Origin of the sequence: Secundilactobacillus odoratitofui DSM 19909 = JCM 15043, assembly GCF_001434895.1 — a bacterium.
In the GTDB taxonomy this organism is placed as follows: Bacteria; Bacillota; Bacilli; order Lactobacillales; family Lactobacillaceae; genus Secundilactobacillus; species Secundilactobacillus odoratitofui.
On record NZ_AZEE01000028.1, the window covers coordinates 146,718 to 161,585 of the forward strand.

The following is a 14,868-nucleotide window of genomic DNA, read 5'->3' on the forward strand; positions in this document are numbered from 1 at the left end:
TCTGGGAAGCGGATTGCCATAATATTACCGAGGGGAATTTAATCTAACAAAGTGGAATTTGTTCAGATTGAATGAAAAGGAGTGTTAATCGTGAAAAAAGATCTTGTGAGTAAAGTACTGATCTGTTCGGCAGTTTTGGGAGGTCTTACTTTAGCGAATAATGTTCAAGCTAAAGCAAACACGACAACAGATACAGCAGGTACAGATGGTCACACCGCAGTTGTAACTGACGATGCGGCTACCAAGGCTTCTAGTACGGTCGAGTTAAATGCACCACAGACGACGACTACTACGAATACAAATGTTTCCGCTACATCAAATAGTCAAGCACCTAAATCAAATTCTGCTCAATCTGTAGCAAATTCAGGGGAAGTTGGGACTTCCTCAACGACAGATGAAGCAAAAACGACCCAGTCAAATGAAACCGCTACATCCAGCCAATCTCAGGCAACAGTAGCTCAAGATGAATCTGATTCAGCTCAATCAGTTACCTCTAAGGTTCAAAATCTTAAGTCTGCGACAAGTGAAGAGGTAATGGCTGCCAAGCAATCTGCACGAGCTGACTATGACGCAACGGGTCAACCGCAGGAGATCAAGGCATCAGATGCGACAGCCGAGAAAACTGGACAGGTGGTTATCAATTATATTGATAAAGATACAAACAAGCTCATTACATTCAAAGTGGCGGATTCAACCCTCCCGGCTTCCGTAGGAACAAACTCTACTGGCACAGTTGTCACTTGGACGACCGATCCAGATCCACATAGTCAAAGCGCCTCTACAAATTTAACGGCTGCTTGGATCAAAGGCTACAAGTTTATGAATACGGACACTACAGACATGACATTAGGTACGATGGCTGAAAATAAGGTAATTAACGCATACTATGAGAAAGTAGCTGATGTTAAGGTTCAGTATGTTGATGAAGATAATCCAGATACAATTATTTATAGTTTTACCTTGAACGGAAGTTCATTCTATGGTGGCGAAGATTATGACGTCAGTTATCAGAAACCAACTTTTTGGGGTTATATTTACGATGCAGCCAAAACTGATCAAAGTGCCTTAAAAGGGGTATTCAAAGGCGTGGACGAAGTGCAGTCTCCAGTGTTAATTAAAATTTACTATAAGAAAACATACACTGACTCAAATGCGCCATCAGTTTATGTCAAGTCGCCGTTAGGTGCATGGTACTCTAATCTGAATGACCCAACCGGTCAAACTCATCAGAAAACAACTGAACCATCTGCTAATACAAGTACGCCTGGAACAGATGATAGTAATGCAAATACCGTTTTTGGTTCAATTTCTTTGCCAACAGCGGCGGTTAAATTAACGAATTCCGATACTGGTCCTCAACAATTTCAAAACTACACACTTTATGACTCTGAGGGTTTCCAAACGCCAATTTTTGGGCAAGAACTTGGGACTCATGATGACTACGTTGCTAATCAACCAGTAATGATTGAATTTATTGACGACGATGACAACTACAGTGAGATTACAACTAGAGAGATTGGCGCTTATGATCCATCCACTAATACAATTCCGGTGGGGGTATATGACACAAGTACTGTTCAAAATGAAATACAGCCTGGTTTGTTAGCACAAGGTTATCAGTTTGTTAGAGTCAATGGTATGACCACCGGGGCATATGACGATATGTACAGAGTTGTGTATTACCACTACGTTCACACAGCGTCATACAGTACCGCAACATCTACTCGAACCATTAATTTTGTTGATACCGACAATAATCAAGTTGCTGATTCAATCACGCAAACGGTCACATACAAGGTCACAACTGATAACGTGACTGGTGAATCGGTTTATACACCACAAGAAGCTTACTATCAATACGATGTGCCAACAGTTGCTGGGTACACAACAACAGAAACGGAAGTACCTCAAGTAGCACTTGCAGTTACGACCGATCAACCAACAAATACTACAGCAACTGTGACTTACACACCGAAAACCAACATTGAATACACGTTGATTCCAGTAGACGATGGCGGTACACCAATTGGTGATACGCAAACAAGAACGGGTAAAACTGGTGAGCCAATCACCGATACGCCAACGATTAAGGGCTATACTTTGGTACCGGACCAAAACCTTCTGGTGCCGGATGATGGTGGCAAGGTAACAGTAGTTTACACTGCTGACAACCAAGCTGCGAGTGTTTCGTATATTGATGATGTAACAGGTAAGACAATTGGCACGGTTCCACTGACAGGTAAAACAAACACAGCAATTAATTTTGATTTGGCAAAATCAAAAACAAAGGATTTAACAAGTCAAGGTTACGAAGTAATTAGTGATGATACTCAAAAATCCGCTGTTTATGACGATAATGACCTTACTGTTCAGTATTTTGAAGTTCATCTAACTGAAACAATCGTTGGCCCAACCATACCAACGGATCCTAAGGATGGTAACTATGATGCGACTCATAAGCAATTTATTGTTAATGTTACGGCGAAAAATCCGGCTGGCGTAACTGCTGACTTAACACCAGAAAATGGTCAACAGACTTTGAATTATGATCGAACTGTTACTACTAATGAAGTGACGCAACAACAACAATTTGGGGCATGGCAATTAGAAGGTTCAGATTATGCCACAGTATCAGCTACACCACTGGATGGATATCAAGCAAATCCAACTTCGATTCCTGCTGCGTCCACAGGAATTGCTGCCTTTGTAAAAAACAATAATGATGAGGATGGGCACTTTAATGCTGAAATCAACTACACGGCACTTTCACATGCTTATACGTTGGTACCAATTACTGCTGATGGTACCCCGATTGGGAGTTCAGTAACAGGTACAGGTATTACTGGTGAACCAATAACTGACTTTCCAACTATCGACGGGTATACACCAACGCCAGGTCAGAAAGTTTCGGTTCCTGACGGAGATACAACCGTCACGGTAACCTATACGCCAACTGGTACAGGTGGTAATACCACCGGAACACCAACCGGTACGGATGGTACGACGACGACGCCAACCGGGAATGGTGGCACCACCACCGGAACGCCAACCGGCACGGATGGTACGACGACCACACCAATTGGGAATGGTGGCACCACCACCGGAACGCCAACTGGCACGGATGGTACGACGACCACACCAACCGGGAATGGTGGTACGACCACCGGAACACCAACCGGTACGGGTGGTACGACGACGACGCCAACCGGGAATGGTGGCACCACCACCGGAACACCAACCGGCACGGGTGGTACGACGACCACACCAACCGGGAATGGTGGTACGACCACCGGAACACCAACCGGTACGGGTGGTACGATGACCACACCAACTACAAATGGTGACACGACCACGGGAACAGCTACGAGTACTACACCCGATACTCCAGCAGGCAATACTGTGAACACTGGCATTCCAACTACCACGACAGATACTGATACTTCTGAGTCAACAACCCCTGACGAAGAAGGCGATGATACAACAAATTCGGCGACTCAAGATGATTCTACTGCCACAGATCAACCACAAAGTGATCAAACAGCAGTTAAGAAGACCGTTGTAGTGTTACCGGAATTGACTAACAAGAGTTCACGAAATAATGGTCAAATGCATCAATCAACATTACCTCAAACTAACGATGGTCAAAGAGACGCAACATCATTGATTGGTTTAGGTTTATTGACAGGGTTAATGACGGTGTTTGGCTTAACTCGCAAATCCAAAAAGCAAGATTAGTCTCATGTACCTTAAAGCGGAATCAATGGGGGTTCCGCTTTTTGGGCTAATCGATTACTAACACAAATGTAGGATTGTTAAAAAGGGGGATCAAAAAATGACCCAGTGTATTGATTTAAGCAATCAGCGCTTTGGTCGATTGGTTGTAATAGAACGGGCGTCAAAGATTGCAAAAAATGGCAACGTTTGTTGGGTTTGTCTGTGTGATTGTGGCAATCAAGTCATTGCTGAGGGCTATTCACTTCGAAAAGGGATTACACGAAGTTGTGGTTGTTTAAGACGCGATATTTCTAGGAAAAACGCACTCAGCAATCCACGTTTTTTGGCAGCTCAAGCTGGACCTTTAGTTAATGAATCAGGCATCGGATACTCATCATTAATTATGTCCAAGCGCAATCATTCAGGTGTGATTGGCGTCTCGTTTGATAAGAAAGCCCAAATTTATATTGCTAGACTGATGTACCACGGGCGTTATGTTTTAAATCACGCGACTAAATCTTTTACAGAGGCAGTTGAATTACGAAAAGAAGCCGAAAAAAAGTACTTTCATCGTGGAGACAAACGTTAACCTTTCAAATAAAAATATTTTAAGCTTAAAAAAAGGCAGAACCTGTACGCAAAAGTGCAGGTTCTGCCTTTTTGATTGATATAAGTTAATGAAACGAATAACACTATTATAAATAATTCGTGTTTTTTAATTATTTGGTTTAAATTCTTAAGAATTGAGCTATAATAACATTGAAAACACGAATAATAACTTAGGAGGTCAAACATGCACTGGCTTGCAGATTTTCTCGCAGCATTTGGGGTTGTTTTGAATGGGATACCACAAGGAATTATGGCAATGACGTTAGGCTTTGCCGTTTTTCCGACCACTTTTTCGTTTCTGTTTGTGTCCGGAATCAATGGCGTATTTGGTTCGGTCGCACCAATTTCGTTTCAGGCCGAATCACTAGCCTTAACGGGTAACCTAGGTGATAGCATTCGTGAACGAACGTCGATTATTTTCGGTGGTTCGCTGATTATGATCGTGATTGGTGCCACAGGTTCGTTAACTAAAATCGTCTCTGTGTTAGGCAACAATATTATGGCGGCAATGATGGCTGGAGTTGGGATTATGCTGGCCAAGATTGCCATTCAGATGACGAAATCCGAAAAGTGGACCGGTTGGATTTCAATCGCGGTTGCCTCGATCACGTATCTATTAACTAAGGACCTCGTTTGGACAATCGTACTCTCTGTCGTTTTATCCAGTTGTTACGCAACGTTTGTTGAACACTACCGTGCTGAGTTGCCAGCATACGTGACTGCTCGTAAGTTTAATTTTATGAAACCAATGATTAACTTGCGGATTATCCGTGGGGCACTTAGTCTGGCATGCTTGAACATCGGTGCTAATATCTCGTATGGCTTGATTACTGGACAAATGACGGGAATTAAACCCAACCCCGTTAATTTAAATCTGCTGACGAGTGCGCAGGCACTTGCTGATATGGGGACAAGCCTGCTTGGTGGTGCACCCGTTGAAACCATCATTTCTGCTACGGCCAGTGCACCTGAACCAGTACTAGCGGGTATTTTGATGATGCTGATTATGGCATTGATTTTGTTTGCTGGTTGGTTACCTAAAATTGGTAAGTACGTGCCAAGCGCTTCAATTGCCGGTTTTCTATTTATTCTCGGTACAGTTGTCACTTTCCCAGAGAACGCTGTGACGGCCTTAAGTGGCTCGAATAGTTTGATTCCGGCTGTGACATTGGTTGTGACTGCTGTGTTTGATCCGTTCGCCGGTCTGATGACTGGTGGTGTCCTCAAATTTGTCTTGCCACTGATTGGCTTAGGAGTGTAATGATGACAAAAACCTATCAATTAAAACTAGGGCCATTGACCCGTGATTTACCGTTGATTCAGTTGAATCAAGATTTGACGATTGCTTCTTTTGTTTTGTTGGGTGATGCAGAACTAACGCATTATGCTGCAACTCAGTTTACTGAACTGTTAAGTGACGTTTCGTTTGATTATCTCGTGACGATTGAAAGTAAGGGGATTCCGTTGGCTCAGGAGTTGAGTTGGCTGACGCACCATGACCGCTACATTGTGCTGCGAAAATCAGTGAAGGACTATATGCAAGCCCCTGTTGAACAGCCAGTGTCATCGATCACGACCAGCGCAGATCAAGAATTAGTGTTGGATGGTACGGATGCTGATTTGATCCGTGGTAAACGGGTTGTGATTGTCGATGATGTCATCAGTACCGGTGGCTCGGTGTTGACCGCCAAGCAACTCATTGAGCAGGCCGATGCAACCGTAGTTGAACAGGTTGCCATTTTGGCCGAAGGTGACGCTGCTGAACGCAAAGACATCCGGTATTTGGAAAAATTGCCGTTGTTCTAGAATTAGCACGTAAATTCAAATAACGATACTCAAAAATAAATTAATGAGTATCGGTTATTTTTATGAGACTCGCAAAATAGATGATTTAAATTGATTAGTGAGAACTGCCATCAGCATTGGCCCAAGCCTTGTCAATAATAGCTTTTAGCCGTTTTTTTTGAGCGCGGTAATTTGGATCGTTTTTATATTTTTCATCAATCTCCGCTAAAACTTGTCTTGTTAGTTCAGCTTTCTCTTCATAAGATAATTGATCATAAGATTTTTCAATCATTTTGAAGTCTCCTTGATTTCAGATATGCATCAGTTGTTTTAAATACTATTTCAAAATTATTGTTACCAGTTTGTGAACTCATAAGTTGAGTATATTGTAAAATACCGGGATGATTAGTGAACCGGCTGATATCGTAAGAAATGACACTTAACAGCTGTAACTCATTTGTTTTTTTGTAATGAATAAATCCTGAAAGTCGGCTAATGAGTAATAGTACTCTTGTTATCTCAGAAGCAAAAACCTGAGAATAATCAGAATCATCTAGGAAAAAATTGGTGATTCTTTTCGTTAAAATCTCTGTCACAATCTTTGAATCATCGTTAGTATAACTGATATTTTTAAGATTTGTATCAAAGGCGTTAAAATCAATATTACGCAAGGATGGTTGAATTTGATCAAAAAATAAATCGAGTGCGTACGAGGTATAATCAAATTGTTTATTAATGAGATCAGCTGAGCGATTTTTGTTAGTCGTTCTAAATTGTTGCAACGCAATAATAATTCCAATAATCGTTGCTAGAGCTGAAAAAAACTGCGCAATTAATAAAAACATTTGAAAGTCTGATTGCATGAAAGTTAACCAAGATGGTGAATTAAGTATGGGTGTAAACATAGAACCTCCTGAAGTAAGTTATTTCAGTTATAATTACGACAGGTAATTTAATAAAGTTTCAACGATTCATGTCGTTTCGATTCTATAATATGCCTAGCTATTCATCGCCCTTAATCAAGAAACGTGATAAAGTTAAGTCAACAAATCTGAAGGAGCTGATAAGATGACCCGTACCCGAATCATGCTATACGTGAACGATGTTGATGCGATGACTGACTTTTGGCAACAAACGCTTGGTGCAACACGGACAGCCACGATTGAACTCCCAGAGAAACACCATGCAGTTGTTTTAGCGGTGGATGATACTACCGAATTAGCGCTCTTTAGTCACGCCTTCATTGATCAATTTTCGCCAGAAGTGGCTAATAACCAGCCTTCATTGATGTTTTTTAGAACCGATTTTGAGGTATTACATGAGCAAATCCCCGGTGCGACACCTATTGTAGATGATGCGGGCGTTCGCGCGTTTGGTTTTCCTGATCCAGAAGGACATTACTTTGCGATTGGTGAACCAAATAAATGAAACTGAATCCGATACTAATAATTGATTGATCAAAACAATTTTCAACATCGACTAGGTTCTCAGTCGATGTTTTTTGACTCAAAGGTGTTTGAACTAAGTGTGACACCAACTTAGCATTTATACGTGGGCAAGGCGAATGGATGTCGCATGCAATCTTCTTAAACTGTTAATATGTGAATCACAAAACAGGCGCTACTCAACTGAGTAGCGCCTGTTTTGATTGAAGTAGGTCAAATAACAATTTTATTCAAAAAATAGCCCGTTAATTAATACTCCGGTGTCCACTTCGTTTGTATGATGGCTGCGTCAACGTCGTCAATCTTGGTGCGGGTCAACTGTTGCACCACCGCACTCTGGGCAACCGCCGTAGCAACGGTCGTTGAAAAATCATTTAACTTCGAGACTGGTGGCAATACGGCTGCGCCAGCTTCGGAAGCATCAACGATCCCGCCAAGTGAGTGTGCAGCCGCCGAGATCATTTGATCATTTAAAACTTTTGCGGTTGAAGCAATCACGCCCAATCCGAGACCAGGATAAACCAGGGCGTTGTTGGCTTGGCCAATGTGGTAGGTGATGCTACCGTAAGTGACATCAGGTGATGGGACGCCAGTTGCGACTAATGCTCGACCATCGGACCATTTGATTAGGTCGCTGGCCTTGGCCTCAGCTAGCTTAGTTGGGTTGGACAATGGGAAGATAATTGGCCGTTCAGCATGAGCTGCCATCTCCGTCACAACAGCCTGAGTGAAAGTACCTGGTTGCGTTGATGTGCCGACCATAATGGTTGGGTGAACCGCCTTAACCACAGCCAATAAGTTGGTTAACTCATCAGGGTGATCAAACTCAGACCGTGCGCGTGCAAATGGGCGTTGCTCAGGCGTTAGAGTAGGGTCGTCATCAAACAGGAGACCTTGTTTATCCACCATGTAGAAGTGTTGCTTGGCTTCTGCCTCACTGAGACCATGGCGCATGAATTCAGCGCAGATTTGGGCAGCAATACCCGCACCAGCGGTCCCTGCGCCGAAACACAGGTAGATCTGGTCGGTTAATTGTTGCTTTGAAATGTTGAGTGCACCAAGGATACCGGCCAACGTGATGATACCAGTGCCTTGGATGTCATCGTTAAAAATCGTGTATTGATCTTTATACTGATTGAGCAAGACAGCCGCGTTGTCTCGGCCAAAGTCTTCAAAATGCAGGTAAAGATTATCAAATAATTGGTTGGCGGTAGTCACAAACTGGTCAACAAATTGGTGGTAAGCGTCACCCTTGATTCTGGCGTGCCGGTTACCTAAGTAAAGTGGATCGTCAAGCAGGGCTTGATTGTCAGTCCCGACGTCCAAGGCAACGGGTAGTACTTCGCTAGGATTGATACCAGCTGCTGCAGTGTAAACCATTAATTTACCAACGGCAATATCAACCCCGTTAGTCCCCCAGTCGCCAATGCCGAGAATTTCTTCAGCGTCGGTGACAACAATTAGACGAATTCGGCGCTCACCAGCAGCTTGTCGAAGGGTGGTTTCAATATCTTGTGGGTCATCGATCGATAGAAAGGCGGCACCCTGTGGTTGCACGAACAGGCGACTGTAGTTTTCAATTGATTCAGCAATCGTGGGGTCATAAACGATTGGCATAAATTCAGCCACGTGTTGACTAAATAATTTGAAGAATAACGTGCGATTTTCATTAAAGATGGTCATTAAAAATTGGCGCTTGGCTAGTGCGGTCGGCTTGGTTTGGTATTGAGCGTAAACTTGCTGCGTTTGTTGTGAAATTGATTGAACGACTGGTGGTAAGAGTCCGTTCAAGTTAAGTGAAGCGCGTTCTGCTTTGGTAAAGGCGGTACCTTTGTTTTGATATGGGTCGTTTAAGATGTTTAATCCGTTCATGATGAGAGCCTCTTTCTTTAAGTTGTGTTCATCATAAATCCCCGATATTTTGATAGTCAAAGATCGTCAATCTAATAAGAATTGTTTATAATGAAAATATAATCGCTGATATATCAACCAAAGGAGCTATACATTGAATACGAAAGATATTGCGTACTTTATTAAATTAACCGAAATCAAAAGTTTTTCCAAAGTTGCCAATACTTTTGGCGTTAGTCAACCAACTGTCTCGTTTGCACTCAAACGACTGGAAGAAGAACTCGGTACAACTTTGATTGTCCGTTTTCGAGCACAGAAAACGTTAAGGGTCACCGCTAGTGGTCAGCAATTTTTGGTCCACGCCCGTCGAATCCTCGACGAATTAAAAGTGGCTAGTCAAGAAATCACCGATCAGCGACTTAAACACCTGACCTTGGGGTTACCGCCAATTATTGAAAATAATTATTTTCCGCAAATTGCTAAAGCTTTAAAGCAAAGGGAATTATTGCGCAAAATTCAAACTCAAGAGGCGGGGTCGACAACCATGCTGACTGAGCTTCGGAGTGGTGAGATTGACCTGGCATTATTGGGGACAATCAGTCCGCTGAGTGATGCCGAGATTGAGACTGAAACATTTGGACGACAATCTTTTGCAATTTTTGTTGCCAAGGACCATCCGCTGGCGACCCAAAAGCAGGTTCGTTTTGCGGACTTGAAGCACGAGGACTTCGTGCTATTTAAGGACGGGTTTGTTCATAATCAGGCCGTCTCACTGTTAGCGAAGCGTAACCATCTGAAACCAAACGTGGTTTTTCGATCCAATGATATGCATAGTCTCATGAATCTAATTGCCAACGGTGTCGGAATTGGTTTTCTAACCGCTGGCACAGCACCGGTTCGTTCAGACGTGGTTAAACTCAACCTGGCTGATGAGGATCTGCCACAATTTATCGTCAGCATCGCGTACCGTCGAACCCATGTCTTTAATTCCTTGCAACAAGCAATTCTCGACGTCATACGGCAGACGTTACGTGGTGATGAACGTTATGACACAGTTCAACAAAAAGGTTAAAATAAAGGCAAAGCGATTAATTGGGGGGGAGTATTATGGGGTTATTCTTGTCGTCATTTGTCATCTTGTTGCTGGTGGCAATCAGTGACATTGTGGCGCGGTTGGTGCCGCACATTTCGAGTACTTATATTAATATTTTGATTGGTGTCTTGGCGGCTTGTGTGCCGGTGATCAACCACGCTATTTTAGGGTTTGAAAACGATGTGTTCATGACCCTGATTATTGCCCCACTCCTGTTTTTTGAAGGGCAGCGCACCGCTCTTCAAATTGTGGGCAGGCGAGTGCGTAGCATCTTTGGGAGTGCTATCGTGCTGGCGATTATTTCTGCAGTCGTGGCCACAATCGTTATTCGACCAATGCTAGGTGGTCCGTTCGCACTGGCACTCATTGTCGTTGCCATCAGTACGCCAACTGATGCAACTGCGCTTGGTTCAGTCAGTCAAGGTCATAAGCTGCAGCACAGCGTTGAAAAGGCGTTGACCTTAGAGGCGTTATTTAACGACGCTACTGGCTTGGTTCTCTTACAGGCCGCCTTGATTTGGTATCAAACGGGGCATTTGAATTTGCTTCAAAATAGTGGTCGTTTACTGCTCTCAGCTGGTGGCGGCGTTTTGATTGGTGCAGTGATTGCACTTGTAATGATGTTGGGTCGGCAGTTTTTATTACGATCGGCGGCAAATGTGATTTCATCTCAAACCTTGTTTTATCTGCTAACCCCGTTCATTGTTTACCTTGTCGCCGAACACCTCGGTATGTCTGGCATCATCGCAACCGTAACGGCGGGCCTGATCAACAATAGTGAAGCAATTCGCAGTCGGTTTTCGTCACCCCGACAAATGCACTTGGGCCTTCAGCTGGTTAACTTTGCGGATGATGTATTGAACAGCTTCGTTTTTGTTGTGTTGGGTATTAATTTAGGCCGCATCGTTTTGACGCGACATGCTAGCATGGTGCACAATCTGAGTTGGCTGGTGATTGGGATATCGGTATATTTGATTTTACTGGTCTGTCGATTCGTCTATGCCAAATTATTAGTGGCTGATCGAACTTGGCGATCCAGTGTTCTCTTCTCATTTGGTGGCGTCCACGGTACCGTCACGCTGGCGATGACTTTTTCAATTTTAGGTCAGGGACTGGCCAGTACGACCTTTAACCTGATTTTGCTGGCAGAAGCAACGGTAATTTTATTGAGTATGATTGTGCCAACGATCCTCTTTCACTTGATTTTGCCACGTGATTGGGATGAGGCCCAGCGACCTCAAATGATTAAAACCCTCCGTTATCGAGCGGTCCATGCTGGCATCAAAGCTGTCAAACAATTGTCACTTTCAAAAGAAGTGAAGCAAATTGTGATTTTTGATTTAAAAGATCAAATGGGTTTGACGACCCTCCGTTGGTTTTGGCGAGAATGGCGCGGTGTATCTGGCCAGAGTGCTGTCTTAACTAGCCTGCAAAGTGTCGAACAGCGTCGGGCTTTAATGCAGGCGTTCAAAGTGGAGCGTGATTACCCATACGAACAAGCTGCGACCCATCAGGTACCCTCGACCTACGTTTATGACGTATACGCAGAGGTGCTACTGGCCGAAACCATTGTGTTGGATCCACAGAATCAAGTCATTTAAACTTTTTTTCAAATTAGTGTTGCCTTGAAGTTACTGCAAGGGTCTATCCTTACTTTTGTTGTGAAACAGAACAATCAAAAGAGGGGAAGCAAACACCTTGAAAAATAAGCAGTTTGGCATGGTATTGCCAATTATTTTACTCAGTTACTTTATGATTTTACTAGACAATTCAATTGTTTTTACAAGTACCGTTAAAATTGCCCAAGACTTACAAATGTCTACTCAAGCCTTGTCGTGGGTGACCAACGCGTATGCGTTAACTTTTGGCGGGTTGTTGATGCTCGGCGGTCGGGCGGGTGACTTATTTGGTCGCCGACGAGTGTTTTTAATTGGTCTGTTGATTTTTAGTTTCGGGTCATTGATGGTTGGCGTGTCTGTGAATGGGATAATGATCATTGTGATGCGCGCCGTTCAAGGCATTGGTTCTGCCATTTTGGCGCCAACGACTTTAGCCTTATTAATGGATAGTTACTCCGGTAATATGCGAACTCGGGCCATTATTTACTACGGTGCCACTGGTGGATTAGGCGCTAGCTTTGGTCTTGTGATTGGTGGTGTGATTGCCAGTTATACGACCTGGCGCTTGGGCTTCTTGTTGAATGTGCCAATTGGTATTTTAATGATGCTACTCACCCTTAAATTCGTACCAGTCAGTCGTGCCGATACCGGTAAACTGGATTGGCCGGGTGCAATCTTATCTGTAATTGGCATTATTCTTTTGGTATATGGCATCAATGGTGCGTCACAACCGGTCATCACGATTATCGTTGCAATCTTGTTCTTAGCGGGTTTTGTTTGGCAGGAGCACCGCAGCCACAATCCCATTATGCCGTTAAGATTGTTTGCTGATCGTGAACGAAGTAGTGCTTACGTGGCCCGGTTCTTCTTTTTAGGCGCCATGATTTCATACTTTTTCCTGACACCACAAGCAATGCAGAATGTTTACCACTTCACACCGTTGATGGCTGCGATTGGTTTCTTACCGGAAACGGTGCCCCAATTTATTTTTGCAACGTTGGTCACACGGCTGAATACTTGGTTGACCAACGTCCAAATCATGTTGCTGGGCACGGTTATTACAACGATTGGCTTGTTGCTAGCCGCAGTGGTTCAAGTTCAGAATGGTTACTGGTTAGCGATTGGGCTACCGATGATCATCATTGGCGTCGGACAGGGGTTCACGCTGAGTCCATTAACAGTTTCGGGGGTGGCCAACACCGATCCTGAAATTGCTGGCTCTGCATCTGGGGTTGTCAATACCGTCCATCAAGTCGGCAGTTCTTTTGGGCTATCAGTTATCACCTTATTGACATCAGGGATCGTGAGCCCGGTCATGTCATATAACCGCGCTTTGGTCATCATGACGGGTTTTATGATTTTGGCATTATTAGCAGTTATTAATATTTTGGTTGCACATCGAACGGAGGTTAATCATGAACATTAAAGAAGCAAGTAAACGCACTGGTGTTTCGTCCGCTGCAATTCGGTATTATGAAAAAGAGGGCTTGATCCCACCAATTGATCGCAGTGAATCCGGTAACCGCGAAATTGATGACCGAATCATCCGCCGTATCAACTTTGCTCGGCAAATGCGTGCCGCCGGTATGACAATTGAAAATTTGCGGCACTACATTCAACTATTTGATGCACAGGAAGATAACACCAAGGAGCAAATTGCCTTGTTGAAGCAGCAGTTGGTGGAGATGGAAGAACGACGCGATGATATTCAAGCGGCAATCGATCATTTAAATTACAAGTTAAACCACTATGATGACCATATGGTGACAACTGAAGCTGAATTAAAGGCATTAGAGCAGGCCCACGATAAGGAGTTAAAAAATAATGACTAACATTTTGATTATTGGCGCAACTGGAACCGTAGGCAGCGCCACTCGTCAATACCTGTTGACACATACGGATGATCAGCTCACTTTAATGGCACGACACGTTGAACGACTCGGAAAACTAGATTCTGCCCGTGAAACTGCCATTTCTGGTAGCGTGATGGATGATGAAAGTTTGAAATCTGCACTGGCCGGACAGGACGTGGTGTTTGCGGCATTAAGTGGCAACTTACCAGCATACGCACAAGCCTTAGTCGACGCCATGTCACAAGTACCAGTAAAACGGTTGCTATTTATTACCTCAATGGGCATTTATGATGAGATTCCAACCGAACTTGGTGGTGGCAATGTCAGTCAAAATCCAGTTCTGAGACCCTATCGACAAGCCGCAGACATCATCGAGGATTCCGATTTGAATTACACGATCATCCGACCAGGCTGGTTCGATCATCAACCAGACACTAACTATCAGGTGACCCACAAGGGCGAACCATTTGGTGGTCACGATGTCGCCGTTGAGAGCATCGCAGATTTGGTGATGAAATTAGCCCATGATTCAAAACTCGGCAGCCGGGACAGCCTGGGAATTAATCGGCGAAATTAATTTTGATGGTTGACAAGATAAGATTATTTGATTATTATGAGAAACAATTAATAAATGCAGTGAGTAGTCAAAGTAAATTCTAACTTTAAGAGATCATTCGTAAGGCTGAGAGAATGAACCAGAATTGAAACACAACTACTAGCAGTTGTCCTGAACAAAGTGATTCAGTAGGGATGGCCGGCCACCCGTCGTTATTCGGGCCAAGTTTGTTAGAACTTGACGAGGTAGTTACTGTGAGGTAACTACGAATAGAGGTGGCACCACGAGCTAATCGTCCTCTCAAAGATTAATTTCTTTGAGGACGATTAGCTTTTTTGTTACC

The 14,868-nt window shown here is 43.6% G+C and carries 13 protein-coding genes and 1 other annotated feature; of the genes, 10 read left to right on the forward strand and 3 right to left on the reverse strand.

From position 1 onward, the window contains the following. Positions 1 to 90 precede the first annotated feature (90 nt). From FD04_RS05715 to FD04_RS05730, 4 genes are all read left to right on the forward strand, one after another. On the forward strand, positions 91 to 3,735 hold the full coding sequence (locus tag FD04_RS05715; RefSeq protein WP_056947634.1) for a mucin-binding protein: 3,645 nt from the start codon (positions 91 to 93) through the stop codon (positions 3,733 to 3,735). Between the two features lie 97 nt (positions 3,736 to 3,832). Then, positions 3,833 to 4,303 carry a hypothetical protein gene (locus tag FD04_RS05720; RefSeq protein ID WP_056947636.1) on the forward strand — a complete coding sequence of 157 codons (471 nt, stop codon included), beginning with the start codon at positions 3,833 to 3,835 and terminating at the stop codon, positions 4,301 to 4,303. A gap of 204 nt (positions 4,304 to 4,507) precedes the next feature. Next, positions 4,508 to 5,584, forward strand: coding sequence for a hypothetical protein (locus tag FD04_RS05725; protein WP_056947638.1), 1,077 nt, complete (start codon positions 4,508 to 4,510; stop codon positions 5,582 to 5,584). A gap of 2 nt (positions 5,585 to 5,586) precedes the next feature. After that, positions 5,587 to 6,129, forward strand: coding sequence for a phosphoribosyltransferase family protein (locus tag FD04_RS05730; protein WP_156660408.1), 543 nt, complete (start codon positions 5,587 to 5,589; stop codon positions 6,127 to 6,129). A gap of 94 nt (positions 6,130 to 6,223) precedes the next feature. On the opposite strand, the gene FD04_RS12450 is transcribed toward FD04_RS05730, so the two are convergent. Together FD04_RS12450 and FD04_RS05735 are read right to left on the reverse strand one after the other, a co-directional pair. Next, entirely contained in the window at positions 6,224 to 6,400 is a 177-nt protein-coding gene (locus FD04_RS12450) for a hypothetical protein (protein WP_156660409.1), read from the reverse strand. After that, positions 6,393 to 6,971, reverse strand: coding sequence for a hypothetical protein (locus FD04_RS05735; RefSeq protein ID WP_235805659.1), 579 nt, complete (start codon positions 6,969 to 6,971; stop codon positions 6,393 to 6,395). Before FD04_RS05735 ends, FD04_RS12450 begins: the two co-directional genes overlap by 8 nt. 205 nt (positions 6,972 to 7,176) lie before the next feature. Here FD04_RS05735 and FD04_RS05740 point away from each other — a divergent pair, with 205 nt between their 5' ends. Next, positions 7,177 to 7,536 (forward strand): VOC family protein, encoded by a 360-nt coding sequence (locus FD04_RS05740; protein ID WP_054699826.1) that lies wholly within the window; start codon positions 7,177 to 7,179, stop codon positions 7,534 to 7,536. Between the two features lie 266 nt (positions 7,537 to 7,802). On the opposite strand, the gene FD04_RS05745 is transcribed toward FD04_RS05740, so the two are convergent. Continuing rightward, positions 7,803 to 9,464, reverse strand: a complete 1,662-nt coding sequence (locus tag FD04_RS05745; protein WP_268873326.1) for a malolactic enzyme — start codon at positions 9,462 to 9,464, stop codon at positions 7,803 to 7,805. Between the two features lie 94 nt (positions 9,465 to 9,558). On the opposite strand from FD04_RS05745, the gene FD04_RS05750 reads away from it, so the two are divergent. From FD04_RS05750 to FD04_RS05770, 5 genes are all read left to right on the forward strand, one after another. Then, positions 9,559 to 10,476: a LysR family transcriptional regulator gene (locus FD04_RS05750; protein ID WP_056947641.1), complete on the forward strand. Its 918-nt coding sequence runs from the start codon at positions 9,559 to 9,561 to the stop codon at positions 10,474 to 10,476. A 35-nt stretch (positions 10,477 to 10,511) separates the two neighbouring features. After that, positions 10,512 to 12,098, forward strand: a complete 1,587-nt coding sequence (locus tag FD04_RS05755; RefSeq protein ID WP_056947643.1) for a cation:proton antiporter — start codon at positions 10,512 to 10,514, stop codon at positions 12,096 to 12,098. A gap of 97 nt (positions 12,099 to 12,195) precedes the next feature. Further along, positions 12,196 to 13,542, forward strand: a complete 1,347-nt coding sequence (locus FD04_RS05760) for an MFS transporter (protein WP_054699830.1) — start codon at positions 12,196 to 12,198, stop codon at positions 13,540 to 13,542. Continuing rightward, positions 13,532 to 13,948: a MerR family transcriptional regulator gene (locus FD04_RS05765; protein WP_054699833.1), complete on the forward strand. Its 417-nt coding sequence runs from the start codon at positions 13,532 to 13,534 to the stop codon at positions 13,946 to 13,948. The genes FD04_RS05760 and FD04_RS05765 overlap by 11 nt, the downstream gene beginning before the upstream one ends. Beyond that, on the forward strand, positions 13,941 to 14,546 hold the full coding sequence (locus FD04_RS05770) for an NAD(P)H-binding protein (RefSeq protein WP_054699835.1): 606 nt from the start codon (positions 13,941 to 13,943) through the stop codon (positions 14,544 to 14,546). Before FD04_RS05765 ends, FD04_RS05770 begins: the two co-directional genes overlap by 8 nt. Positions 14,547 to 14,596: 50 nt before the next feature. Further along, positions 14,597 to 14,828: a binding site (T-box leader), on the forward strand. Positions 14,829 to 14,868: the final 40 nt, after the last annotated feature.

What these genes read in the sequence shown, in the direction of transcription:
- FD04_RS05735 (WP_235805659.1), bottom strand. Translation starts at nt 6,971, where the DNA reads ATGCAATCAGACTTTCAAATGTTTTTATTAATTGCGCAGTTTTTTTCA.
- FD04_RS05740 (WP_054699826.1), top strand. Translation starts at nt 7,177, where the DNA reads ATGACCCGTACCCGAATCATGCTATACGTGAACGATGTTGATGCGATG.
- FD04_RS12450 (WP_156660409.1), bottom strand. Translation starts at nt 6,400, where the DNA reads ATGATTGAAAAATCTTATGATCAATTATCTTATGAAGAGAAAGCTGAA.
- FD04_RS05720 (WP_056947636.1), top strand. Translation starts at nt 3,833, where the DNA reads ATGACCCAGTGTATTGATTTAAGCAATCAGCGCTTTGGTCGATTGGTT.
- FD04_RS05755 (WP_056947643.1), top strand. Translation starts at nt 10,512, where the DNA reads ATGGGGTTATTCTTGTCGTCATTTGTCATCTTGTTGCTGGTGGCAATC.
- FD04_RS05730 (WP_156660408.1), top strand. Translation starts at nt 5,587, where the DNA reads ATGACAAAAACCTATCAATTAAAACTAGGGCCATTGACCCGTGATTTA.
- FD04_RS05770 (WP_054699835.1), top strand. Translation starts at nt 13,941, where the DNA reads ATGACTAACATTTTGATTATTGGCGCAACTGGAACCGTAGGCAGCGCC.
- FD04_RS05725 (WP_056947638.1), top strand. Translation starts at nt 4,508, where the DNA reads ATGCACTGGCTTGCAGATTTTCTCGCAGCATTTGGGGTTGTTTTGAAT.
- FD04_RS05765 (WP_054699833.1), top strand. Translation starts at nt 13,532, where the DNA reads ATGAACATTAAAGAAGCAAGTAAACGCACTGGTGTTTCGTCCGCTGCA.